The sequence below is a fragment of the Nonlabens antarcticus genome, from assembly GCF_015356755.1.
Taxonomy (GTDB): domain Bacteria; phylum Bacteroidota; class Bacteroidia; order Flavobacteriales; family Flavobacteriaceae; genus Nonlabens; species Nonlabens antarcticus.
Genome location: NZ_JADFCO010000061.1, coordinates 1 through 25,728, shown reverse-complemented (window position 1 = coordinate 25,728; position 25,728 = coordinate 1). Strand labels below are relative to the sequence as shown.

Sequence of the window (25,728 nt, the reverse complement as noted above, 5' to 3'; positions counted from 1 at the left end):
TCGGCTAAATTTGGGGCGCAAGATAATCAACCTAAAGAGATGCTGTAGATTCTGGTTAGTTCTTATTTTTGCTAAATAACAATAAAATTAGAGACTATGTTAGGAGATATGATGGGAATGATGGGCAAGCTTAAAGAAACCCAACAAAAAGTAGAAGAAACCAAAAAAAGAATGAGTACCGTATTAATTGATGAGAAATCAAGCGATGGCCTCATCGACATCACTGTAACTGCAGACCGACAGATAAAATCCATCAATATTGCAGATGAATTGCTGGAAGACAAAGAACAACTGGAAGATTATTTGATTCTAAACCTCAACAAAGCTCTGAATCGTGCTTCAGAGATCTACGATAAAGAACTTGCTGCAGTAGCATCAGAGGGAATGCCTAATATTCCAGGGCTGGATATGTTTAAGTAGGATTTTAGCATGAGATTTCAGGTATGAGGTATGAGGTATGAGGTATGAGGTATGAGGTATGAGGTAAAATTAAAAAAAATCCTCTAGTTACAATCTGGATTTGCGAGACATATCTAGGGGTAGGGAGTTTTTAGGTAACTAAATTTTGTCATGCTAAATTCATCTTGTGCTGAATTTATCGGTATTCAGTATTTATGCATCTCTTCAATTTGATTCCTAAATTTGATGTGAGCAGGAAGGTATAAGCATTCTAGTAAGTTGAAATCCTGCGTGTGATGGATTCAAAATATTGTCACGGGAGACCCTGAAATGAATTCAGGGTGACAATTATGATAAGTTTTCATGATACCTAATTAATAATCTAAACTCTTAGTTATTCTCCCCTAAACTTTTCCATTACTTCCATAAACTTCGCATGCTGATTGTCTGTATAATCTAGATGTGTGACAAGCCTTAATTTTCCCTGTCCCATATTACTGATTATAAAATCATGTTTCTTGCAATAGTCGCTGACTGATTTCTCATCAGTTACTTCAAAAATGACAATATTTGTTTCTACAGATTCTACTTTTTTGACCCAAGATTGGGATTGTAGAAAAGTTCCTAATTCGGTTGCTTTTCTGTGGTCTTCATTGAGGCGATCCATATTATTGTCGAGTGCATATAATGCAGCGGCGGCCATGAATCCGGTCTGTCGCATTCCGCCACCCAAGACCTTGCGAACTCGCATTGCTTTTTTCATGAGCGGGTTCTTACCAGTCAAAACAGTTCCTAGCGGCGTTCCCATTCCCTTAGAAAAACAAACGGAAACTGTGTCAAATAATTCACCGTATTCTTTCGGATCTTGATTGGTTTTTACGATTGCATTCCACAAACGTGCGCCGTCCAAGTGCAATCCTAGACCATGCTTCACACAAACCGCTTTGATTTCTTTTACAGTTTCCCAATCATAACAGGCACCACCGCCTTTATTGGTCGTATTTTCCAGACAGACCAATGTCGTCAATGGGCTGTGATAAAAATCTGGCGGATTGATCGCTTCCTCCACTTGGGCTGCAGTAACCATCCCGCGTGAACCGTCCAATAATTTACAAGACACGCCGCTGTTAAAGGAAACGCCACCGCCTTCATAATTATAAACATGGGCGTATTTGTCACATATCAATTGCTCGCCAGGTTGAGTATGCATTTTAATCGCAGCCTGATTTGCCATGGTTCCGGTAGGGAAAAATAACGCATCATCCATCCCAAACATCTCCGCAACCCTACGTTCCAGCTCGTTTACCGATGGATCTTCCTTATAAACATCATCGCCCACTTCTGCATGAAACATCGCCTCAAGCATCGCAGGACTAGGTTTTGTAACGGTATCACTTCTTAAATCGATCATGGATTTTGTTTAGGGTTTGAAGTTATTTCGCTTTCGCGAAAGCGAACTCAAAAGAAAGCGGATAAACAACGGGAACATTTGCAACAAATATAACAAGCAAATTTCCAAAACCAGACTTAAGTCAAGTTGCTCTATGCTCATTATAAACACGAAAAACCTATCTTACTGATTATTCAATAGTCTATTTGACAAGCTATTGAGTTAATACTTATGTCCCTGCTGATTGCTTGAGATAAAAATGCAGCTACATTTCAGAATAAATTATGGAAGACGACGATTTGAAAAGAACCGGAATGCACAGCCGAGCGTCGCCCACCATTTTCAGAAATGCAGAAAAACTGCGGGTATCCATGACCCCAGCTGAAGTGATTTTGTGGGATTATGTTAAAACAAAACCACTAAGTTTCAAATTCCGCAGACAGCATCCCATTGCGGGATATATTCTCGATTTCTACTGTCATAGAATCCGCTTAAGTATAGAAATCGATGGCGGTTACCATTTAACACAGGAGCGGAATGTGAAGGATAAAGTACGGACTGCATACCTCCAAGATCTTGGAATCTCAGAAATCCGATTTAAGAATAGTGAGATAACGGACGATCTAGAGCGTGTTGTTGAACGCATTAACTCCATACTGCGCGATAACCTTCCATAGGCAGTATCCGTGCGCCAGCAATTCCTTCAGATCATTCAGTGGCCGAAAACCTTGCCCCATCCCTAAAGGGTGGGCTTTCTAATTCGAAACATTAAACAAAGCGTTTACCCACAAATAATCAGAGCGATGGCTCCCTTTAGGGTAAGGACAGTGGTGGCAATTCTTCCACGATACGAAAACCTTGTCCCAGGCCTAAAGGGTGGGCTTTCTAATTTGAAACATTAAACATAGCGTTTAACCACAAAAAATTAGCGCAATGGTTCCCTTTAGGGTAAGGGCAGCGGTGGCAATTCTTCCACGATACGAAAACCTTGCCCCAGCCCTAAAGGGTGGGCTTTCTAATTCGAAACATTAAACAAAGCGTTTACCCACAAATAATTAGCGCGATGGCTCCCTTTAGGGTAAGGGCAGCGGTGGCAATTCTTTACTAATACACAGATTTAAGCCGTATTTTTGTGCTCCTAAATCTTTCCAATCTATGATTACAGCAGACCATATCGCGCAATTACAAGAACGTACCAAAGCGTTGAAAGACTATCTGCAAATTGAGTCTAAGGAGATTGAAATCAGGAATCTAGAGGAGAAAACATTTTCACCAGATTTTTGGAACAACTCTAAGGAAGCTGAAGCGACCATGAAAATCCTACGTAATAAAAAGGCATGGACAACAGATTATGCGATGGCTTTAACGCTAGGTGAAGATCTGGAAGTGCTTTACGAATTCTACAAGGAAAAAGAGGCTACCGAAGAGGATGTGACCAATAAATACAATGCCGCATTTGAGCTGGTGGATAAATTGGAGTTCAAAAACATGCTGTCCAATGAAGGCGACGATTTCAGCGCTGTTCTACAAATAACTGCCGGAGCTGGTGGAACGGAATCCTGTGACTGGGCAGAAATGCTGATGCGCATGTACATGATGTGGGCAGAGAAAAACGGTTTTAAAGTTAAAGAGCTCAACTTTCAGGCTGGTGATGTGGCAGGTATCAAAACAGTGACTATTGAGATTGAGGGAGATTATGGTTTTGGATGGTTAAAAGGTGAAAATGGCGTTCACAGATTGGTACGCATGTCTCCATTTGATTCCAATGGGAAGCGCCATACCTCCTTTGCATCTGTTTATGTATACCCGCTAGCGGATGATACGATTGAGATTGACATAAATCCTGCAGATATCTCTTGGGAATTTGCAAGATCCAGTGGTGCTGGTGGACAGAATGTGAATAAGGTGGAAACTAAAGCCATTCTAACCCACCATCCATCGGGAATTGTTATTCATAATTCTGAAACAAGATCCCAATTAGAAAACCGAGAAAAGGCAATGCAGATGTTAAAGTCTCAACTTTACGAGATTGAGTTACAAAAACAGAATGCGGCGCGCGATGAGATTGAATCGGGAAAAATGAAGATCGAATGGGGTTCCCAAATACGCAATTATGTACTACATCCTTATAAGTTGATTAAAGACGTTCGAACTGGTCATGAAACCGGAAATGTAGATGCGGTTTTAAATGGCGATCTAGACGCCTTTCTTAAAGCATTTTTGATGGACGCAGGACAAGAAAAGCCATCTGATCAATTGTAGGCTGAATTCGTTAACAGCGTTTTAAGACATGCTTTTTTGATTTCACTTAAAGTTAACAATCATAGATTAAACCTTGATGTTTTTTGATGGTCAAAAATTAAAGACCAAATCTCTCATGAAACATTCACTCTCTATTTTATTCTTGTTTTTATCCATTTGCTTGTATGCACAAGAAACAATTCAGGTAACTGGAAAGCTCCTCGATAAAACAACCCAAACCCCTCTAGAATTTGCTACTGTATCATTATTAAGTAATGATCCTAATAAATCTCCACAAGGAGGAATCACAGATCTTAACGGGAACTATAAGATTCTCGTGAGTCCAGGTACATACACCCTAAAGTGGGAATTTATATCCTTTAAACCAGTTGTGCGCAACAATGTTGAAGTGAAAGAAAACATCGATTTTGGTACCATCATTATGGAACAAGATATTTCAAATCTCGAAGCAGCTGTAGTTGTAGCAGAAAAAACAACTGTCGATTTGAGACTGGATAAAAAAATATATAATATAGGAAAGGATCTAACCGTGCGCGGTGGAACAGTTAGCGATGTACTGGATAATGTGCCATCCGTTCAAGTGGATGTAGAAGGAAATGTTTCTCTAAGAGGGAATGAAAATGTACGTATTCTTATCGATGGGCGACCTAGTGCTCTTGTAGGTTTCAATGGTGCAGAAGCCTTGAGACAGATTCCCGCAGAAGCTATTGAGAAAATCGAAGTGATAACATCACCTAGTGCTCGTTATGATGCGGAAGGAACGGCTGGTATTCTCAATATTATTTTAAGAAAAAATCGTTTACAAGGATTTAATGGCTCGGTAAATCTAAGTACTGGATATCCAGAGCAATTTGGAGCTTCTCTCAATGGAAATTACAGAACCGAAAAATGGAATCTATTTACCAATACGGGATATAGCTATCGCACATCTCCTGGAAATGCGTCTTCTGAAACCTCATATCTATTTCCTAATGGTGGTGCCGCAAATTCAAATGCTTTTGTATCTGAAGATAGAAACTTTGACAGGATTGGAAGAAATTACTTTACCAGTCTAGGTGCAGAATATTTTATTAATGACCAAAGCAGCATCGTTGGAAATTTAGTCTATCGATTTGGAAAAGATGATGATTTAACTACCAATAGTATTCGCAGAATAAAATATATTACTAATGTAGAAGAGAATAGTTTTAGAAGGCAACAAGAGGAAGAAAAAGAAAACGACATACAGTTCTCCTTAAGATATGATAGTGAATTAGATGATAATGGCCAAAAGCTTTCCATTAACTCACAATATTCTATTTCCAATGAGGAAAAGCCGCAGAACATTACCGAGTTCTCCCTTGCTTCTAATACAAATACTGATACAGAACGAGTGTTTGAAACCGAGGATGAGACTGAAGCATTATTGCAAGTCGACTGGGAAAAGCCTGTGGGAGAAAACATTCAATATGAAGCAGGATATCGAGGTAACTATCGTGATATAACAAATAGCTTTTTTCTTGAAGAAAGTGCAGATTTTCCCAACATACCATTAACTCCTGATTTAGGCTTAAACAATACCTTCAGTTATGAAGAATTCGTAAATGCTGTTTACGGTCAGTATGGTCAAGAATTTGGTAAGATTTCTGTATTGGGTGGATTAAGATTTGAACAAACTAATGTGAACATCAACCAGGAAACTACTAATAGCAGTGATACTAAAAGTTATTCAAGTTTATTTCCCACCGTTAATCTAGGATATGAATTACAAGATGGAGAAAATATAACGTTAGGATATAGCCGCCGCGTTAATAGACCTCGCGGACGTTTTCTAAACCCATTTCCAAGTAGGTCTAGTGAATCAAATGTATTTCAAGGGAATGTAGACCTAGACCCTGCTTTTTCTAATGCCCTCGATTTAGGTTATTTAAAACGCTGGTCAAAATTAACTTTGAGCACCTCAATATATTTTAACCGCAGTACAGATAACTTTCAATTCATTCAACAGCCTACGGGAGAGATTACCTCAAAAGGTGATCCCGTAATAAGAAGGTTTCCTATCAATCTTTCCACTCAAGATCGCTTAGGATTTGAGTTTACATTGACTTATAATCCAGTCAAATGGTGGACTATCAACTCTGATTTCAATTTATTTAGAGTAGAGAACAACGGTGAAATCATGAACGACCCTGAATTCCAAGATGAAAATTTTGATTTCATAAATACTAGTTATTCTGCTCGATTGAATCAGAAAATAAGTTTACCCGCAAAAATTGATTTTCAAGCAAGAATTAATTATCGTGGAGCATCAGAAGATTCACAAGGGACTAATAATGCCATAACAACCGTAAACCTAGCCGCCAGTAAGGACATTTTAAAGGATAAAGCCTCCCTAACAATTAATGTTAGTGATCTATTTAATTCTAGAAAAAGAGAAGGAACTACTAGAACGGATGATTTTATTTCTGCTAGCAGATTTCAATATAGAGAACGTCAGATCACTCTAGCTTTCACTTATAGATTCAATCAAAAGAAAAGAAATGAAAACAATCGCGGTGGAGATGATAATGGCGAAGATTTTGAATTTCAAGGCTAAGTGAACGGTGAACCACCTTTCATTATTAACAAAACCTAAGGTATTAGCTATGCTTTATGTTTACATATTTGTAACCTAAACTTACACTATGAAAAAATTAATATTTACTCTCGCACTAGCCTTAGGTGCTTCTCTATCAATGCAAGCTCAAGAAATTGCTGATAACGCAATTGGATTAAGAATAGGAGATGGCGATGGCTTAGGAACTGAAATTTCTTATCAACGTGCCTTAGGCGGTAACAACAGATTAGAAGTAGACCTAGGAATTGAAACTGGAAATCGTTTTGATGCATTTAAAGTAACTGGTGTTTATCAATGGTTATGGAACATTGAAGGTGGTTTCAATTGGTACGCAGGTGTAGGTGGTGGACTAGGTAGTATTGATTTTGATGATGACTTCCGTGGACCTAACAATGATGATTATGATGATAGCGAAATCTTTATTTTTGCAGCAGGTCAAGTAGGTATTGAATATAACTTTGACATTCCATTGATTTTATCGCTAGATGTTCGTCCAGAAATTTATTTTGCAGATTATCGTGATGATTTAGAGCTTGATATAGCTTTAGGTGTCCGTTACCAATTCTAGTAATTTTATCATACAAATGAAAAGCGACCTATTTAGGTCGCTTTTTTTTGCTCACAATGCACGATTATTATTCCTCTAAAACCCGCTGGTATAGCGCTTCATATTGTGGGATGATAAGGTTAATGTCAAATTGTTCCGCTTTCGCGAAAGCGGCTTTTTTAAACCCGTTCAACACATCATCGTTCTTCAATATTTTTATGGCATTCTGTGCCATTTCTTCAACATTGCCGACATCGCTGGTAAAACCTGTAACCCCATCCTCATTAACTTCTGGTAATCCACCAGTATTTGAAGAAACGACAGGCGTGCGGTTTGCCATTGCTTCTAGGGCTGCAAGTCCAAAACTTTCTTTTTCAGACGGCAATACAAACAAGTCTGAAAAGCAAAGAATTCTGTCAATTTCTGTACTGTTACCTAGCCATTTAATACTCAATTGCAACTTGCGACTGCGAGCATATTCTTCGGCTTCAGCACGCTCTGGACCGTCACCTACCATAATTAGAACGCTGGGAACTTCCTTTTGAACAATTTCAAATATCTTGATGATATCTGTAATACGCTTCACGGGACGCATATTACTAATGTGGGTAATGATGCGTTCTTGAGGAAATGCCATCACAGACCTATCGCAATCATTGAATTCTGTTTTGTAAAGGGACATATCAATAAAGTTGGGAACGACATCAATTTCCTTTCTAATATCAAATAAATCTAGAGTATCTTTTTTAAGACTGTCAGAAACTGATGTGACCACATCACTGTGATTGATACTAAATGTAACCGACGGTTTATATCCTGGATGATTTCCTACTAGGGTTATATCTGTTCCATGCAGGGTGGTCACCATAGGTAATTTAATACCAAGATCTGCTAGCATCTGTTGCGCCATATAACCGGCATAAGCATGCGGTATCGCATAATGAACGTGCAAAATATCAATGCCATATTCTTGAACCACGTTGACCAGTTTACTACTCAAAGCAAGGTCGTAAGGCTGGTAGTGAAACAACGGATATTCCTCGACATCTACCTCGTGAAAATAAATTTTCTGAGAAAGCAACTCTAATCGCACTGGCATTTTATAGGTAACAAAATGTACCTCATGGCCACGATGTGCCAGCGCTGTACCTAGCATGGTTGCCACTACTCCACTACCTCCGAAAGTAGGATAACACACAATTGCAATTTTCATAAAACCTTTCTTTTATTTAATGATCGAGTCATAAATTATTTGTTGAATATTGGTCCGTATGTTTTGGTTAATTATAAAACGGTTGTCTGCATCAGGATAGACCCGGTTTGACAAGAATACGTAAACCAACTCTTCCTCAGGATCTGCCCATGTAAAAGCTCCCGTGAATCCACTGTGACCAAAGCTAGAATCGCTCGCACAGTTGCAGGTGTTTCCCACATTATCTAAAGAAGGTTTATCCAGACCTATACCACGACGTACGTCATCATTAGCATAATACCGATGGTTAAACTTATCAAATGTGGAAGATTTAAAATAAGTCTTCCCACCATACGTACCTTTTTGAAGATACATTTGCATCATTTTGGCCACATCGTTTGCGGTAGAAAAAATTCCTGCATGGCCACCTATTCCCCCCTGCATTGCCGCACCTTGATCATGGACATAACCCTGTATTTGTTGTTTTCTAAATACAAGGTCGTTTTCTGTAGGTGCAATTTGATTCTTAGGAAATCTTTTGAGCGGTAAATATCCTGTGTGTGTCATTCCCATGCTTTCATAAAAGTGATCCTGTGTCAACTCATCCAGGTTCTTTTTATAATAGCCTTCTATATAGTCTTTGAATATGTAATAGGGCAAATCGCTGTATTTGTATCTTAGTTTTGTCAGTAAATCGCTACTTGCAATTCGGTTTAAAATTGTGTCTTGTACTATTGAGCTGGCATAAAGATGATCTGCAACTTCAGTGGGATACTTTTTGCTCCTTGTCTTTGAGTAAAACTCTGGTAAAGGCATACCGTCTAAAGTGTCAAGGGTGTACTTATAAAATGGAATCCAGGGCTTCAATCTGGCATAATGAGATAGCATTTCCTTTACCGTGATTTCAGACTTATTAGTAGATTTAAATTTTTTATCAAATTTACCCAGCGGTTCATCTAGTGACAACACCTTACGATCTTCTAGCTCCATGAGAAGTGGCAGTGTTGCTAGAATTTTTGTTATTGATGCAATGTCATATAAGTCTGTAGGCTGTACGGGATCATCTTTACCATAAGTGTGACCGCCATACACTTTATCAAATATTACTTTACCCTTGCGGGCTATTAAAATTTGCATACCAGGGGCTCCTTTGCCATCAATAGTAAATTTTGCGATAGAATCAATTTTGGAAAGAATCGCAGCATTCATACCTACACTTGCTGGTGTGTGACCATAGGACAGCCGGTTAATTCCTTCTAGACTGATACCGTCACCAACGTCAAATTTACCTGCTGAAACTGGTAGTCTTCCGTCAAAAGATCGGGCTCCAAAGATCATTTGAGCGCTCAGCTCTTGACTCCAGACACTATTTTGATAAGACATAACAATCGCCTCAATATTACCAGTATTCTTCAACTGTGCAAGCATATAAGGATTGACAAAGGCATCAAAAATTACTCTATGCTTTTTACTGATCTCAGATAACATGGTGAGTTCTCTAGCAGTCAATTGATAAGATTTCCACGGGTTTTCATTGCTGCGATGAGCACCTATAATCACTGTGTTATACTCAGATAATAAGTTGAGCATCGTTTTCAGATCATCAGATATGAGTTGATCAACCTTTGCATATTTATTCAATTCTTTTAAAAACACAACGCCGGAATCATCTCCTAACTGTACGTAGGCGATTTTCTTAGTTTCCAAATCTCGAATCGGTAAAATCTTCTTCTCATTCTTAATTAAAGTAATCGCCTGCTCCATCGCAGCTTCATATACAATATCATCAGCTTCTGTAGAAAGATCCTTTACAAGGTCTTTAGTTTCTATAGGTTTATAATTATTTAAACCCACTTTATATTTTGCCATCAATATTTTACGAACGCTGTATTCTAGTCGTTCATTAGTGATTTCACCACTTTTCATGGCTGCCTTGATCTTTGCCATTGCAGTAGGAATATCTTCAGAAATCAATAGGATATCATTACCGGCTTTAAAAGCGGCAAGATCGATATCGCCAGGCTTGCTAAAATTGCTCGCACCTTTCATATTCAAAGCATCCGTAAAAATTAGTCCTTCAAACTGCATCTTATCCTTGAGCAGATCAGTTACTATCTTTTTACTGATACTTGATGGGTATCCAGAACGAGACTCTAAACTGGGAATATTTAAATGGGCCACCATGACGCTCGCAAGACCATGATCAATCAATCTACGGTATGGATATAATTCAATGCTGTCGATGCGCTTTGCCGTAAAATCGACGGTAGGTAAAACTTTATGGCTGTCTTGATCTGTATCGCCGTGACCCGGGAAATGTTTAGCACTCGCGAGCGTTCCTGTGCTCTGCATTCCCTTCATGAATGCATATGCTTTTTGAGTTACATTCTCTCTATCTTCTCCAAAACTGCGGTTCCCGATGATGGGATTTTTAGAGTTCGTATTGATATCTACAACGGGCGCAAAATTCATATGCACTCCCAGCCTTTTTGAGTGTTCTCCTATACGTTTCCCTACTTCATAACTGCTGGTAGATTTTCTGGCAGCCCCTAACGTCATGTTCCATGGGAATGCATAAACACTATCTAACCGCATGGCAAGACCCCATTCAGCATCCATGGCGATCATTAATGGCGTTTTAGATTTTGACTGTAATTCGTTCGTTAATAATGCTTGCTGTACCGGGCCACCTTTAGAAAATATGATCCCGCCTATTTTTTGTTGCTCTACCAATTTACGAACTTTGGAGATGCGTGACATTTCCTTACTAGAAAATAAATCCACCATAAATAATTGCCCGATGCGTTCTTCTTGGGACAAAGATTTATAGACACTGTCCACCCATATTTTCTGAGCTTCAAAATCAGTCGTGGCTAGTGGGTTTGTGGATTGTTGGGAGTTCGCTTTCGCGAAAGCAAAAACAATAAACAACCAGTACATATGCTTCATCATAATAATCTAAAAAATGGCTTGTTTGCTAGAAAAAACAAGAATCGTTCCCTTAACCGAAATATAGAGAAAATGCAGTTGGCTTATCTTGAAATAAGGCCAAAATAAACCTTGATTTTTAACTAGTTTGTTAATCATTTGCATATCAATATCCTAGGCTTTTTAGGATTTTTAAAGCTCTAAATTTTTGAGAATACATTAGCAATTCGGCATCAATTATTAACGGATTTCTAAGGATTTCAACTGATTTAATTACGGTTCTTTACAGAAAAATAAACCCTATTATGAACAAGAAATTTTTAGTATTACCCCTGATTTTATTCGCTGCATTATTCAACTCTTGTAGCGAGGACGACGATTTATTGGACCGCTTGAGAACGGTAAGTGATATTCCTGCAAATGCAGATTTAAGCGTTGATTATCTACCGATCAATATATTTGCCATTCCTATAGAAACTAGCCTGGATCTGCGCCAGCTAATTGAAGATGAATTAGGAACTGACGAAGTTTTAAATCAGGTTAAAGAAATCGAATTGGAAGATCTGGATATTGAACTCGTAAGTGCAGATGACCAAGATAACTTTGATTTTATTGACTCAGTAACCCTAGGAATTAAAACGGATGATTTGCCCTACAAAGAAGTTGCAACCCTAGACAATGTTCCTAACGGCGTTACAACTATGGAGCTAAGTACAACTGATGATTTGTACATAGATGATTATGCAAAATCAGAGAGTTTAAAGTTAGTTGTGAAATTTAAAAGCACTCAAGATGCTACAAATTTAAAGGTAACTTTGAAGATGAAGTTTGATGCTAAAATCGATCCTTCTCTATAAGTGAAACACTTCCAAAATTAAAATCCTGCATTCTCATGTAGGATTTTTTTATTTATAAAGTAGGTTTCAACTCTAGAAGAATCTTTTATGCCAGCTTTCAGAAGCAGGCACTTCCCAGTATTCCTTGTACTCCCCTACTGTTTGCACAAGATTATTGAATACAATGGTGTTCGCAGAAACCGATTTTGCCTTCGCCATTTTACGGAAGTCGGCTAGATCCTTATAGGCGACGTAAGGTCCGTTTTTGAATGAGACATTCATTTTATCCATCAGATCAATATTGAATTCTTTCTCCAGTGCCTGAATGAAATGTACGGATGCATCAATGGAACATCCAGTTGCATTAGCCTCAGTTTGATCCAGTCCTAACACAATAAATCTATTGTAAGGTAAATCATATCCAGCCTGCAAATCTTGTCCATGAGCCGTCCATTCTTTCAAAAATGAATCCAGCTGCGGTTTCAATGAAGCTATTTCATCCTCGGTAAAAGTTCTATTAGCTTGATAAATCCAGACTCTGGATTCTTCTGGAAGTTCTTTAAAATCTACTAGCATTGAAATTATTTTATTTTGGTAACTTTATTCTGAAAAGCGAACCCAATGAATCCACCGATAAAAACGGTATTAACTATTAATTTCCAAACTTTGAATACTCCGTCATCATAGAAATCCCATCCTAACATTAAAATGGCATAAAACAAACCCGCAGCTATTCCCGTCAGGATTATAGATTTGACAGGTCTTTTTTCTATTCTATTTGGAATTTTTTGGTTTTAAGAAAAAATACGACACTATAATAAACACGGTAAGATTCTTAATTACCGACTTGACAATGATTATCCAATCAATAGCAACTTCATCGTAAAAATAACTGATGCTCATATCCAGCAAGGAAGTCAAAATGACGGCAATGATAACAAAAAGTATGCGCGTCTTTAAACTAAGCCTATTTTCTTTTGTTGCAAGAATCCCCATTCATTTTTTTTAAAGATCGTCCGCGTTAGCAATCAACTCCGCTAGATCCATAACCTCAATTTTTCCTTCTTGATCAGAACCTTTTATACCATCACTCATCATCGTATTACAGAATGGACATGCGGCTGCAATAATATCTGCACCAGTGTCTATAGCTTCTTCCGTACGTTCTATATTGATCTCTTTATCACCAGGTTCAGCATCTTTGAACATTTGAGCACCACCGGCACCACAACATAATCCATTGCGTTTGCTACGTTTCATTTCTACTAAAGCCGCATCTAGTTTTTCAATCAATTCCCGTGGGGCTTCATAAATCTCATTTGCACGTCCTAAATAACAAGGGTCATGATAGGTGATTTTCTTGCCTTTAAATTTTCCTCCTTCAATAGTCAACCTTCCTGTAGCAATGAGATCTTTCAAGAATGACGTGTGGTGAATAACTTCATAACTTCCACCCAGTTCTGGATATTCATTCTTCAAAGTATTAAAACAATGCGGACAGGCGGTGACTATTCGTTTGATTTCATACCCATTCAACACCTCAATGTTCATCATCGCCTGCATCTGGAATAAGAACTCGTTTCCGGCACGTTTTGCAGGATCACCGGTACAGCTTTCTTCTGCTCCTAGAACGGCAAAATCTACACCTGCTTTATTTAGTAGTTTGACAAATGCTTTGGTTATTTTCTTAGAACGATCATCAAAACTACCGCTGCATCCTACCCAAAAGAGAACTTCTGGTTGTTTGCCTTGCGCGATGAATTCCGCTACTGTTGGTACTTTTATTGTTTCACTCATTTCTATTATTTCAAAATTATGAATCCCAAATGGTGTGATTCTTAAACCCGTTCCTTAATTGATTTTAAAAAGCAGGTGATTTTATAGGTTTCCGCTTTCGCGAAAGCGAACTCGTTTCAATTATTTGTGGTTTTTAAACACTTCTACAGTGACTTCCTTTTCAATCAAGTGGGTGAACTCGCCGGTGTAACGTGTGGCGCGTACCATGTGATTGTCTATCCAGTGGTAATTGCCGCCTCGAGGTTTACCCATTAATAAGCTATGATATTTGAAACCGTGTTCTTTCAACCAGGTCTCTGTAACTTCTCTATGATCCTCCGTACGTGAGGTGAAAAAACAGATAATATGACCATCTTCATACCATTCATTCAATGTCGCTAGTGCATCAGAAAATGGCTTGCAGGTTGCCATGCGCTCTGGCTCTTCATTAGGAACATCTTCTGTAATGGTACCGTCAATATCAATCAAGTAATTTTTAACACCGTCAGCTAGTATCGGACTAATGGCTTCTCCTTCTTCATTTGTGGCAGCTGTTAAATCGATCTCCTCTTCCATTAATTTTCTTTTGCCCAGTTCAATCTGTCCATTTGATTATAAGGCCATGGCGCACCGTTGTTCTCAATATTACCCATCATCGCATTCAACTCTGTAGGCGCAGCACTGTTTTCTAGTACTAAATACCTTCTCATCTCCATAATAATACTAAGCGGATCAATACCTATAGGACAAGCCTCAACACAAGCGTTGCACGTAGTACACGCCCACAATTCTTCCGGACTCACATAATCATTAAGCAGCTTCTTCCCGTCATCGATAAATTTACCCTCCTTATTAATTATAGCACCTACCTCTTCCAGACGATCTCGAGTATCCATCATGATTTTACGTGGACTCAATAATTTACCGGTAATATTTGCGGGACATTCATCAGTACAACGACCACATTCTGTACACGTGTAGGCATTGAGTAACTGTACTTGATTCAAATCAAAGATATCGTTTGCTCCTAATGAGGCTGGTACTTCATCCTCGGTTCCTGGCTCTGGAGCGGCAAACGGGTCAGCATCCGGATCCATCATTAATTTTACTTCTGCAGTAACGGCTGACATATTAGTAAACTGTCCCTTGGGAGTTAGTTTTGCTAGATATACATTAGGAAAGGCAAGCATGATGTGCAAGTGCTTTGACCAGTACAAGTAATTCAAGAAAATTAAAATTCCCGCAATGTGCAACCACCAGCAGGTGCGCTCTATAATATGTAGTGTATCAAAACTAAGACCTGAATACCAGGGTGTCATCCAGCTGCTAATGGGAAAACTCCCAGCGTTGACATAATGCAACGCCGCTTCACTTGTAAACGTTCCCGCTTGAACCCCTTGTTGAATGGCAAGATCTGTGGCGTTCATGGTTAAAAACAAACCCATTAGAACAACCTCAAAATATAGGATATAGTTGGCATCATCTTTAGGCCAGCCTTTCAACTCCCGAGCTAGAAACCTGCGGATTTTCAGGACGTTTCTTCTGATCAAGAAAACGATCACACTTACCAAAACTAAAAATGCGAGGATCTCAAAAGTGGCTATGAGAATGTCATAAACTGGACCTAAAAACGGAGAAAAAATGCGGTGTTGACCTGTTAAACCATCAATGATGATCTCTAAAACTTCAATGTTGATAATAACAAATCCTACATAAACGATCACATGGAGAAATCCAGCAATAGGTCTTCTTACCATTTTAGATTGGCCTAAAGCAATTCGCGCCATCTGTGCCCATCGTTCACTCTTGCGATCTGATCGATCTACTTCTTTACCCAACTTGATGTTGCGTATCATCTTGCGTATGTTCATGGCAAAGAAGCCTACCATTCCTAAAAGGAGAACGGCAAAAATGAGATTAGATAGGTACTCCATAGATTATTGCTTTCGGTCTTCCGGTTCTTCGTATTCTTTATTCTTTTTCCCAAAAACAGAAATATTGATATATCTGGTGGGATTGAGTTTTATGTCTTGCATCAGCATTTCTGCTTGTCGGGTGGCTCTTTCAAGGTTTGTGTACAGTCTGTCGTCTGTCATTAACTTTCCTAAACTCCCTTTCCCTTCGGCTACATCATCAAGAACACCGTTAAATTTACCAATGGTTTGCTCAAGGTCTTTTACAACACTCGCGATCTGCACTTTAGCAAGGGTATCAGATATCGCCGCAAAATTTTTGGAAGTCTTATTCAAATTCTTGATCGTGCTGCTCAATTCTTTGTCGTTAGCCGCAAGAAACTGGTTGGCATTGGCAGAAAGCCCCTGTACTTGAACCAGTGTTTTGTTAAGCTCGGTTAAACTAACTGCAATAGCTTTACGAGTGTCTGGGTTTAAGGTTTTATTTACATTAGTCAGCACGCTATCTGCACTTACGACCATGTTTTCAATCTTATCCTTTAAAGGTAGAAATTCATCCATGATCTGCCCTTCAATACCACTATCGGTTTTTGAAAGCAGCGTATCGCCTGGTTGTGCACGACGAGCATCAGATTCAAAATTTGGGATTATGGCCAGCGCCTTTCCGCCTATGATACCTGTACTATAAACTGTCGCAGTGCTTTCCTTTGAGAAACTGAACTTTTCCTGAACGTGGAATTTTACCAGCAATCTTCCTCTAGAATCAAGAAATGATATATCATCAATATTTCCTACCACTAAACCATTGATGGTTACGGGAGCAGATTTAGTCAGACCTTCTACATTATTGTAAACGGCATAAAACGAGCGATCTGCTTTTAAAAGATTGCGCCCATTAAGGAAAGAATAACCGAATATGAACAAGGCAACGGCAGCGACCGTTAGTACACCTACTTTAATCTCTTTGGTAAATTTCATTGTATAGCGATTTCCACAAATGTAAATATAAGGCTTGCTCGAATATTAAGCCTAACATTTAATTAGCAGTTATTAAAGCCTGCGTCGCACACCATTCTCAATAATTACAATAAATGCGGTATCGTACCCTTTTTTAATTGCCTGCGCCTTCAACTCACTTGCCTTTTCTAGGGAATCTGTGTTGCCCGTGAAATATCTGTAAATAGCTCCATCTTTCTCTTTAGAAATAAGCGGAAGTTTTTTAAAATTCTTTGAAAGCGCATTAATAGATTTACTTCCCGCAGAAATCTGCACCTTATAAGTGGCATTTGCACTCATGGGTTTAATTATAGCCGTACCTGACGGTTTTCCATCAATTGTCGTGCTTTTGACTTGTTTTTCCACAACGTCCGGCTGTGAGTTTTTTAGCTCAGCAAAATTGATATCTCTGTGGCTTATGTAAGAAATTATGCCTTCATATACAGAGTTGACAACATCTTGATGACCTTTTTCGCTCGTTAAATAACTACGCTCATCATTATTTGAAAGAAATCCCATTTCTACTAATACACTCGGCATGTAAGACTTCAATAATACCACAAACCAGTTTTGTTTCACACCACGATCAACTCGTCTTACATTTTTTTTAAAATTTTTCTGAATCATGGCAGCCAGCTCAATACTATCATCCATAAAAATCTCTTGTGCTAAAACGCCCGTTGCATATGACGATGGATCTTTAGGATCAAATCCGTCATAATTTTCCTCATAATTATCCTCAAGTAAAATAACACTGTTCTCTTTCATTACGACATCTAGGTTGTCCTTGCTTTTTGTGAGTCCTAGAACCCACGTTTCATTACCATTTGCACGTTCTAGATGGAAACTATTGCAGTGTACGGAAACAAATAAATCTGCCTGAGCCTTGTTAGCAATATTTGCGCGTTGGTTAAGAGGAATAAAAACATCGGTTTTTCTAGTGTATATAACCTTAATATTTGGTTGAGACTCTAGTTTTTTCCCAATCGCAAGTACCGATTTTAAAGCAACATTTTTCTCATAAATTCCTTTATGGGAATTACCCCCATCATGACCACCATGACCGGCATCAAGAACCACCACAAACTTGCGCGGTGGATCATTGGATGGAGATTCCTTGAGCGACGTGGCAAAAATTAATGCCGGTTGCAGTAACAGTACAATAATGAGTTTTATATTCGTTTTCATAAAGGCAAATGAGTAGCTGTATATTTTTGTTTAGTTCGCTTTCGCGAAAGCGTAATTATCACAAAAAACGCTTAAAAATTATATGTAGTTTTGATATTTCAAAAACCAGACCAATTCTGTTAACGAATATACCCTAGTCTAGATTGTATCCCATTTTAAGGCATATCATTTTATCAATAGTTTTCTTAACAGGACTGGGACATGCTTATGGGCAAGAAATCCCTGTAAAGCAGCAACCTATTCCAGTCGTAGTCGACTCTCCGCCCAGTGAGGTGCGTTTAAACACAAAGGATGTCATTACGGTCATTGACACCACAGAGCAAGACACCATAAAACCTAAGGGTTTTCTAGAATACAAACTGGAGTCAAATGCACTGGGCTACAATCGCTTTGACCGTCGTAAAAACTCGCTTACTCTCTATGATAAAGCTGTTATTGTTTATGGTGATATCACGCTAGAGGCAGGTAAAATTATTATTGACAATAATACTGGTGATGTTTATGCTTATGGAATTGTAGAAGATTCTACAGGAAATTACGTTCAAAAACCAGTTTTCACCCAAGGTGCTAATGTTGTAAAACCCGACTCCATTGTTTTTAATAAAAATTCAAAAAAAGCACTTACCTACAACTCTAGAACGGCACAAGGCGAGTTCAATGTAGTTGCAGAGGTTACTAAAAAAGTAAATGACAGCGTCTTCTTCATGAAAAACGCCCGATTTACAACCTCAAAAAATCCTGAGAATCCTGAATATTATTTTCTCGCCAGGAAAATCAAATTTGTACCCAAGAAAAAGATTGTAACGGGTCTGGTCAACATGTACATCGCAAACGTCCCTACTCCCATAGGATTGCCTTTTGCCTTTTTCCCCATGACGACAGAAAGGCGCAGCGGTATACTACTCCCGTCTTTTGGGAATAACAACAATCAAGGATATTTCTTGCAAAATGGCGGTTATTATTTTGCCATCAATGATTATGTCGATCTTACTGTTTTAGGAGATTATTTTACAAATGGTAGTTATGGTGCACGAGTAGAAAGTAATTATCGCAAGCGTTATAAATATTCAGGAAGTGTGCGATTTTTATTTGAGACACAAATTCAAAGCGAGCGTGGTTTCTCTGATTTTAGAAAAACCGGTCGTTATAATTTAAACTGGCAACACAGTCAAGATCCCAATACAAATCCCAACTCGAGATTTAGTGCGAGTGTAAATTTAGGAAGTCCAGATTTTTACAGGAATTCTTTCAATCAAACAAATCAAAGTGCCACGCTTATCAATAACTTGAGCAGTTCCATTTCCTACTCTAAAACCTTTCCAGGAGAACCGCAGGTAAATTTGAATACCACCGTTTCTGTCAATCAGAATGTCAATACAAATCAAACTACCATGCGACTTCCTAATTTTCAAGGGAGCGTTTCTAGAGTATATCCTTTCGCCCCAGAAAACGGAACTAAAAAAGGAATTATTCAAAACATAAACTTGCAATACACAGTAAATGCAGAAAACACTATCAATTCAAACGATACAAATTTCTTCGGTCCAGGGTTTCTAGATCAGGCTCGTGCTGGGATTCAGCATACGATTCCTGTGGCGACTAACTTTAAGTTGGGATACTTTAGTGTGAGTGCAAATGCTAATTATGAGGAATCTTGGGTTTTTGATACCGTGGATCAAACACTTATACCTAATGAGAGTGGCGCTCTAGAAGTACGACGCGATACCATTAATGGCTTTGATAGTTACCGCACCTATAACTATGGTGCCAGTATAGGAACTACTGTTTATGGACAGTGGAATTCTGATAATAAAGAAGCTAGAGTACAGGCGATTCGTCACGTGGTACGTCCCTCACTTTCCTATAATGCAAACCCTAGTTTTGACCAGTATTATGAACGCCTGTTAGACGAGCAGGGCGTGATTGTTTCTGATGAAGAGCGCTTTTTCAGCCGTTTTCAAGGTTCCATTTATGGTGCACCTGGCCGCGTTTATTCCAGCAGTGTAGGTTTCAGTCTTCAAAATACCCTGGAAGCTAAGGTTAAGGATAGGGACAATCCTGATGGTGAGCTTAAAAAAGTAAAATGGGTCAAAAGCTTAAATCTAGACACCGCGTATAATCTCGCTGGTGACTCCCTTAACATTAGCCCCATAAATGTGAGAGGTGTCATTCCCGTATTTAAAGATGTTGATTTACAATTGAATGCCACGCTGGATCCTTATGCATTAAATAATAACAATCAAAAAATAGATCGGTTTAATATTGATAATGGCGGCAGCTTATTCCGTTTGACTAACGCGGGTGCTCGTATCAACTTTAAATTGAGCAGTAAGGATTTTATCAAAGGAGATGAAGAGGAAGAAAAAGAGGGCAAGGTCGAGAATACCACCTTGCGCAATGGCGGTCGGGAAGATGATCTTTTTGGGAAGCCTATCGATCCACAAACAGGATTAGCCTACGAGGAGGAGCCGTTAGTAGAACAAGAAGTGGATTTGAAAAAAAGCAGGTATAAATTTGATTTGCCATGGACCTTAAATTTTGCCTACACCATGAATTATGGCAACAACGCTCGTCAAAATGCCATTACTGGAAATAGTATTATGGTAAGCGGCGACCTAGAACTTTCCCCACGGTGGAGCATCGGTGGGAATACGGGTTATGATTTTGTAGGTGACGGCGTTTCTTTTACCACCCTGCGATTTGAGCGCGATCTGGAAAGCTTCCGCATGAGTTTTAACTGGAATCCTATAGGGGTAAATAACAGTTGGTTTTTCTTTATAGGCATCAAGTCTGGTGCGTTGAGCGATATCAAGTACGATCAGCGCAAGCAGCCAGATCCTCGATTTTAGCAGGGTTTAAAGTTCAGAATTCTCTATAAATATTTACCTCCTTATGTAGATAGGGCAGAATATTCTGATGTTTTCGCTTTCGCGAAAGCGGATTCCCTCAAAATACCTAAATTTAAAACCTGACTTACAGACCACCTTCCATGAAATTTGACATTTTGAAGCCCAGAAAAGCCATCAATAAAGCTTTTCTAAAAATAAAGCCGAACCGTACGGAAATCGAAAGTTTCAAAACTAACTTGATCCAGCTGCTGGACCGGACGAATGATACAGAATCTGAAGAGTTTCACAAGAATCTCGTTTCTGACTTTCTGAAGAAAACGTATTACGAACCCCAGCATTTTATAAATACCAAGGGTCGCAATGACCTAGTCATTCACAACGGCGCTACCGCAAAAACCAGCGTGGGCGTTATTATTGAGGCAAAAAAGCCTACCAATAAGTCAGAGATGCTGACAAAGACGAAAATCAACGTCAAGGCTTTTCAAGAACTGGTGCTGTATTATTTGAGAGAACGCATCACCCATAAAAATCTGGAGGTAAAGTACCTGGTGGCGACTAACATAAATGAGTGGTTCATATTTGACGCAAATCTGTTTGAAAAGCAGTTTGCCCAAAACAAAACCCTTGTTAAACAGTTCACAGATTTTGAGGAAGGACGATTAGCCGGAAAAACTACCGATTTTTTCTACAAAGAGATTGCAGAACCTTTTATTCAAAACATCGCCCAGCATGTAGAATTTACATTTTTTGATATACGGGATTATGAAAAGCCGCTGCGCAATGATAATCCTAAGGATGATACAAAGCTCATTTCTTTGTTTAAGCTGCTCTCTCCAGAGCATTTATTGAAATTACCTTTTGCAAACGATAGCAACAGTCTGGACAAGCGGTTTTATGGAGAGTTGCTGCACATCATCGGTCTGGTAGAATCAAAGGATGGCGGTAAGAAAATCATAGGTAGAAATAAAGCTGGAGAACGCAATACGGGATCGTTTCTAGAAAATGCGATGATCCAGTTGGACAGTCTGGATAAAATTAATAGGCTGGATAATCCCGCACATTTTGGAGCGACTCATGAAGAACGTTTATTTAATGTAGGTCTGGAACTGGGAATTACCTGGATCAACAGGATTCTCTTTTTGAAACTTCTGGAAGCACAGCTTAAAATCTATCATAAGGAAGATGTGAGCTATGAATTTTTGAGCTTTGATAAGATCAAGAACTATGATGATCTCAATAGCTTATTTTTTCAAGTCCTGGCAAAAAATTATGCCGATAGAAATGAGGACGTCAAAGAGCTTTTTGCCAAGGTTCCCTATCTGAACAGTTCGCTTTTTGAACCTACGGGAATAGAACACGGTACTTTATTCATAAGCAACCTGCGCGATGATAAAACCCTTCCCATTTACCAGGGAACAGTTTTAAAAAATAAAAACGGAAAGAAAAAGACTGGTGATCTAAACGCGCTGGAATACCTGTTTGAATTTTTGAATGCCTACGATTTTAGCAGTGAAGGATCAGAGGCAATTCAGGAAGACAATAAAACCTTGATCAATGCCTCAGTATTAGGATTGATTTTTGAAAAGATCAACGGTTATAAGGACGGCTCCTTTTTTACACCGGGATTCATCACGATGTATATGTGCCGCGAGACCATTCGTAAATCTGTGGTGCAAAAGTTTAACGAGGTCAAAAACTGGAATTGTAAAAATCTGGACGATGTTTATGACAAGAGCGAAAACCGTCAGGAAGCAAACGACATTATCAACAGCATAAAAATCTGTGACCCAGCGGTAGGTTCTGGACACTTTCTAGTTTCTGCACTCAATGAGATCATTGCGATTAAAAATGACCTGCGCATTTTACAGGACAGGACCGGCTCCCGATTAAAGGAATACCAGTTTGAAGTGGTTAATGATGAATTGATCGTGACAGACGAGGAAGGAAATCTCTTTGAATACAATCCTACCAATAAAGAAAGCCAGCGCATTCAGGAAGCGCTGTTCCATGAAAAGCAGACGATTATTGAAAACTGCCTTTTTGGGGTCGATATCAACCCTAATTCTGTAAAAATCTGCCGCTTGCGATTATGGATCGAGCTGTTGAAAAATGCCTATTATAAAGTTCCTTCTCCGCTGGAGAAGACGGAGGTTGAGGCTCTAGAAACTCTACCTAACATTGATATCAATATCAAGTGTGGTAATTCCTTGATCAGCAGATTTGATCTGGATGCCGACCTTAAAATGGCCTTGAAAAACAGCAAATGGACTATTGACAGTTATAAAATTGCCGTGGACACCTATCGCAATGCTCAAAACAAAGAGCAGAAGCACGACATGGAAAAGCTCATCGCAGATATCAAGAGTGATTTTAGAAGTGAGATTTCCAGCAATGATCCCAAAGTCGTAAAGCTCAATAAAATTCAAGGTGAGATCTTTCTCATGGCAAATCAAACCCAGATGTTTGAACTCTCCAAAAGAGAAAAAACTGCTTGGAATAAAAAACTAAAGAAACTAACTGCCGATTCAAAGAAGCTTCAAACCACAATAGAAGAAATCAAGAATAACAAAATCTATGAAGATGCCTTTGAATGGCGTTTTGAGTTTCCAGAAGTACTGGATGATAATGGGGACTTTTTAGGTTTTGATGTGGTGATTGGGAATCCGCCTTATCAAACTATAAAAGATTTAAATAGTAATATTAGAGATTATGTTTTTAGAAAAGGCACTGAATATAAATCTGCAACATTCAAAACAGATCTATACTCGTTTTTTATTGAATTGTCTTTAAAGATAAAAAATGAACTCGGAATAATATGTCAGATTACTCCATATTCTTGGTTATCCAGTAGTAGTTTTGAAAGTTTGAGAAAATTGATTTTTAATAAAAGTTCAATTAATAATCTGGCAGTATTTCCCAATGGTATTTTTGAAGAGGCTAACGTTCTAACAAGTATCGTAGAGATTGCTAGTAATAATGATGATTTTATAAATTTAAAAGATTATCGCTTTGAAAGCATCGCAAAAATAAAAGAGATAATTAATAGTTCAAATAGCAGGAAAATTCCATTAGAATTCATAAGGTCTCAGAAAAAGAAAGAAATCCCGATAGACATCTCGATTGAAGATTATTCTCTAATACAAAAACTAAATAAATCAAAGAGAAAACTTAAGGATTTTTTTAAAATAGATTTGGGAATGAATACAGCAGATGATTCGAGGTTTATCTACAGTACTAAAGAAGGTTTACAAAATCCCAAAAAGGTTTTGGAAGGAAAAGATTTTAATAGCTACATAATGAAATGGTCGGGTAAATATGTAGAATATCTACCTGAATTAATGAAAAAAAAGTCAACGGCTAGACCAGGAGAAAAAGAAAGATTTGAAAATGAAAAACTCATATTATATAGATTCATAGGTAAAGACGGTTATTTGAAATCCACCTATGATATAGATAACTATTATACTTTAGGTTCTACTTATGTAATTCGAAAGAAAACTACAGAATCCTCTTTAAAATTTCTAGTGGCAATTTTGAACTCAAAACTTGCTGGTTATTTCTTCACCAAGCAATTTTCTGGATCGAAAGTGACAAAAAATGAATTAGATAAACTTTCAATACCAAATATATCTTTAAGTGAACAGCAAGATTTTATTGAAATTGTAAATAAAATTATAAGCCTTGCTATTCAAAACAATGTTAAAGAACTTAATATTTACAAGTCCCAAATCGACCAACTCGTTTACCAACTCTACGATCTCACGGCAGACGAAATAAAAATCATCGAGGAAGCCACCGCATAAGTCTGTTTCTAGATCTTTCAAGATCCAAATCTTAAAACCCAAAACGCCCGAGCAATGATTTGCTGCGGCGTTTTTATGTTTCGATGATTTGTGGTGATTTGAGTCGGCTGTTAAAAACTAAAGTTGCTAGTTCAACTTAAATCGTTTTCTGCGCTTTCTTCAAATTGATCAAGACTACAGAACAAAGAATAATCACAATACCTAGCCATTGCAATGCACTGATGTCTTCATTGAGAATCAGGTAAGCACTAAAGACAGAAACCGGAATCTCCACTGCTGCAACGATACTTCCTAGACCAGTACCTATTTCAGGAAAACCTTTGTTGAAGAGAATCGGCGGGAGAATGGTTCCAAAAAAGGCAAGGAATGCGCCCCATTTGAAAAATACTTCCCAACTCATAGTTTCTAAAATCTGAACATTCCAAAACAATATAGCAACCACAAGACCACCGTAAACCAAATATTTACTTCTATTGATAACAGAGAGTTCCAGAGAAACCGTATTTGAAGCATACATCGTTCCCGTATAACTTAGCGCTGCTAACAATCCAAAACCGATACCGATTAGATTAACGTCAAAGTCGGTTTCAAAGACTTTTGCAGCCAGCAACGTTCCTATAATGGTAACGATCGCTCCTATAACTTTAATCTTAGTAATTAGATGTCTAGCAATAATATATTCCAGAACAACACCCATCCAGATGGCTTGCATGAGCATTATAATTCCTACAGATACAGGAACATATTGAATCGTTAAATAGTAAAAACTACTGGTAAAACCCAAAAGCGTTCCGAACATCATCAGCTTCAACTTAGGATATTTCGAGCTGGGTTTTACTTTTTCTATACCTTTTTCTCCTTTTAAGAATAGAGAAAGTAGCGTGAGACAAATTGCTCCCACCACAAACTGCGAAAAGACCATCCCGCCAGTTCCCACGCCGTTGTTATTGGCATATTTTACAAAGGTTGCTAAAACTCCATAACTGGAGGCACCTAATGCGATGTAGATAACACCCTTTAAATTACTGTTCATTCCAAATTTTGTGCAAAAAT

Annotated in this window: 18 protein-coding genes; 8 read left to right on the top strand and 10 right to left on the bottom strand. The window is 38.4% G+C overall.

From position 1 onward, the window contains the following. The first annotated feature begins 96 nt into the window (after positions 1–96). A complete protein-coding gene (locus IQ282_RS02620; protein ID WP_194850354.1) occupies positions 97–420 on the top strand; it encodes a YbaB/EbfC family nucleoid-associated protein in 324 nt (107 codons plus the stop codon). Between the two features lie 373 nt (positions 421–793). On the opposite strand, the gene IQ282_RS02615 is transcribed toward IQ282_RS02620, so the two are convergent. Further along, the gene (locus tag IQ282_RS02615; RefSeq protein WP_194850353.1) at positions 794–1,810 is read right to left on the bottom strand and encodes a threonine aldolase family protein; all 1,017 of its coding nucleotides are present in this window, start codon (positions 1,808–1,810) and stop codon (positions 794–796) included. 263 nt (positions 1,811–2,073) lie between these two features. On the opposite strand from IQ282_RS02615, the gene IQ282_RS02610 reads away from it, so the two are divergent. From IQ282_RS02610 to IQ282_RS02595, 4 genes are all read left to right on the top strand, one after another. Continuing rightward, positions 2,074–2,466 (top strand): endonuclease domain-containing protein, encoded by a 393-nt coding sequence (locus tag IQ282_RS02610; protein WP_228547190.1) that lies wholly within the window; start codon positions 2,074–2,076, stop codon positions 2,464–2,466. A 478-nt stretch (positions 2,467–2,944) separates the two neighbouring features. Continuing rightward, a complete protein-coding gene (prfB, locus tag IQ282_RS02605; RefSeq protein WP_194850352.1) occupies positions 2,945–4,051 on the top strand; it encodes a peptide chain release factor 2 in 1,107 nt (368 codons plus the stop codon). A gap of 115 nt (positions 4,052–4,166) precedes the next feature. Further along, the gene (locus IQ282_RS02600) at positions 4,167–6,626 is read left to right on the top strand and encodes an outer membrane beta-barrel family protein (RefSeq protein ID WP_194850351.1); all 2,460 of its coding nucleotides are present in this window, start codon (positions 4,167–4,169) and stop codon (positions 6,624–6,626) included. 88 nt (positions 6,627–6,714) lie between these two features. After that, positions 6,715–7,215 (top strand): hypothetical protein, encoded by a 501-nt coding sequence (locus IQ282_RS02595; protein WP_194850350.1) that lies wholly within the window; start codon positions 6,715–6,717, stop codon positions 7,213–7,215. Between the two features lie 67 nt (positions 7,216–7,282). Here the strand turns inward: IQ282_RS02595 and bshA are convergent, their stop codons facing one another. Both bshA and IQ282_RS02585 read right to left on the bottom strand, forming a co-directional pair. Next, positions 7,283–8,407: an N-acetyl-alpha-D-glucosaminyl L-malate synthase BshA gene (gene bshA / locus IQ282_RS02590; protein WP_194850349.1), complete on the bottom strand. Its 1,125-nt coding sequence runs from the start codon at positions 8,405–8,407 to the stop codon at positions 7,283–7,285. A 12-nt stretch (positions 8,408–8,419) separates the two neighbouring features. Next, complete coding sequence (locus IQ282_RS02585) at positions 8,420–11,335, bottom strand: glycoside hydrolase family 3 N-terminal domain-containing protein (RefSeq protein ID WP_194850348.1); 2,916 nt, start codon at positions 11,333–11,335, stop codon at positions 8,420–8,422. 284 nt (positions 11,336–11,619) lie between these two features. Here IQ282_RS02585 and IQ282_RS02580 point away from each other — a divergent pair, with 284 nt between their 5' ends. Continuing rightward, positions 11,620–12,171 (top strand): hypothetical protein, encoded by a 552-nt coding sequence (locus tag IQ282_RS02580; protein ID WP_194850347.1) that lies wholly within the window; start codon positions 11,620–11,622, stop codon positions 12,169–12,171. A gap of 72 nt (positions 12,172–12,243) precedes the next feature. On the opposite strand, the gene IQ282_RS02575 is transcribed toward IQ282_RS02580, so the two are convergent. The 6 genes from IQ282_RS02575 to IQ282_RS02550 form a co-directional block, all read right to left on the bottom strand. Then, on the bottom strand, positions 12,244–12,726 hold the full coding sequence (locus IQ282_RS02575) for an ABC transporter ATPase (RefSeq protein ID WP_194850346.1): 483 nt from the start codon (positions 12,724–12,726) through the stop codon (positions 12,244–12,246). Between the two features lie 429 nt (positions 12,727–13,155). Next, positions 13,156–13,947 (bottom strand): (Fe-S)-binding protein, encoded by a 792-nt coding sequence (locus IQ282_RS02570; RefSeq protein WP_194850345.1) that lies wholly within the window; start codon positions 13,945–13,947, stop codon positions 13,156–13,158. A gap of 120 nt (positions 13,948–14,067) precedes the next feature. Further along, entirely contained in the window at positions 14,068–14,502 is a 435-nt protein-coding gene (locus IQ282_RS02565; protein ID WP_194850344.1) for an LNS2 domain-containing protein, read from the bottom strand. Continuing rightward, on the bottom strand, positions 14,502–15,860 hold the full coding sequence (locus IQ282_RS02560) for a (Fe-S)-binding protein (RefSeq protein ID WP_194850343.1): 1,359 nt from the start codon (positions 15,858–15,860) through the stop codon (positions 14,502–14,504). The genes IQ282_RS02565 and IQ282_RS02560 overlap by 1 nt, the downstream gene beginning before the upstream one ends. Before the next feature lie 3 nt (positions 15,861–15,863). Beyond that, positions 15,864–16,817, bottom strand: a complete 954-nt coding sequence (locus tag IQ282_RS02555) for an MlaD family protein (protein WP_194850342.1) — start codon at positions 16,815–16,817, stop codon at positions 15,864–15,866. A 72-nt stretch (positions 16,818–16,889) separates the two neighbouring features. Next, positions 16,890–18,023, bottom strand: a complete 1,134-nt coding sequence (locus tag IQ282_RS02550) for an N-acetylmuramoyl-L-alanine amidase family protein (RefSeq protein ID WP_194850341.1) — start codon at positions 18,021–18,023, stop codon at positions 16,890–16,892. A gap of 143 nt (positions 18,024–18,166) precedes the next feature. Here IQ282_RS02550 and IQ282_RS02545 point away from each other — a divergent pair, with 143 nt between their 5' ends. Beyond that, entirely contained in the window at positions 18,167–20,872 is a 2,706-nt protein-coding gene (locus tag IQ282_RS02545) for a putative LPS assembly protein LptD (protein ID WP_194850340.1), read from the top strand. A gap of 140 nt (positions 20,873–21,012) precedes the next feature. Further along, positions 21,013–24,675 carry a DUF7149 domain-containing protein gene (locus IQ282_RS02540; protein WP_194850339.1) on the top strand — a complete coding sequence of 1,221 codons (3,663 nt, stop codon included), beginning with the start codon at positions 21,013–21,015 and terminating at the stop codon, positions 24,673–24,675. A gap of 136 nt (positions 24,676–24,811) precedes the next feature. On the opposite strand, the gene IQ282_RS02535 is transcribed toward IQ282_RS02540, so the two are convergent. Continuing rightward, on the bottom strand, positions 24,812–25,728 hold a 917-nt coding region (locus tag IQ282_RS02535; RefSeq protein WP_317174169.1), incomplete at its 5' end, for an EamA family transporter.

Bases quoted from the DNA above. Each gene is read 5' to 3' on its own strand.
- IQ282_RS02620 (WP_194850354.1), top strand. From the start codon at position 97: ATGTTAGGAGATATGATGGGAATGATGGGCAAGCTTAAAGAAACCCAA.
- IQ282_RS02615 (WP_194850353.1), bottom strand. From the start codon at position 1,810: ATGATCGATTTAAGAAGTGATACCGTTACAAAACCTAGTCCTGCGATG.
- IQ282_RS02610 (WP_228547190.1), top strand. From the start codon at position 2,074: ATGGAAGACGACGATTTGAAAAGAACCGGAATGCACAGCCGAGCGTCG.
- prfB (WP_194850352.1), top strand. From the start codon at position 2,945: ATGATTACAGCAGACCATATCGCGCAATTACAAGAACGTACCAAAGCG.
- IQ282_RS02600 (WP_194850351.1), top strand. From the start codon at position 4,167: ATGAAACATTCACTCTCTATTTTATTCTTGTTTTTATCCATTTGCTTG.
- IQ282_RS02595 (WP_194850350.1), top strand. From the start codon at position 6,715: ATGAAAAAATTAATATTTACTCTCGCACTAGCCTTAGGTGCTTCTCTA.
- bshA (WP_194850349.1), bottom strand. From the start codon at position 8,407: ATGAAAATTGCAATTGTGTGTTATCCTACTTTCGGAGGTAGTGGAGTA.
- IQ282_RS02585 (WP_194850348.1), bottom strand. From the start codon at position 11,335: ATGAAGCATATGTACTGGTTGTTTATTGTTTTTGCTTTCGCGAAAGCG.
- IQ282_RS02580 (WP_194850347.1), top strand. From the start codon at position 11,620: ATGAACAAGAAATTTTTAGTATTACCCCTGATTTTATTCGCTGCATTA.
- IQ282_RS02575 (WP_194850346.1), bottom strand. From the start codon at position 12,726: ATGCTAGTAGATTTTAAAGAACTTCCAGAAGAATCCAGAGTCTGGATT.
- IQ282_RS02570 (WP_194850345.1), bottom strand. From the start codon at position 13,947: ATGAGTGAAACAATAAAAGTACCAACAGTAGCGGAATTCATCGCGCAA.
- IQ282_RS02565 (WP_194850344.1), bottom strand. From the start codon at position 14,502: ATGGAAGAGGAGATCGATTTAACAGCTGCCACAAATGAAGAAGGAGAA.
- IQ282_RS02560 (WP_194850343.1), bottom strand. From the start codon at position 15,860: ATGGAGTACCTATCTAATCTCATTTTTGCCGTTCTCCTTTTAGGAATG.
- IQ282_RS02555 (WP_194850342.1), bottom strand. From the start codon at position 16,817: ATGAAATTTACCAAAGAGATTAAAGTAGGTGTACTAACGGTCGCTGCC.
- IQ282_RS02550 (WP_194850341.1), bottom strand. From the start codon at position 18,023: ATGAAAACGAATATAAAACTCATTATTGTACTGTTACTGCAACCGGCA.
- IQ282_RS02540 (WP_194850339.1), top strand. From the start codon at position 21,013: ATGAAATTTGACATTTTGAAGCCCAGAAAAGCCATCAATAAAGCTTTT.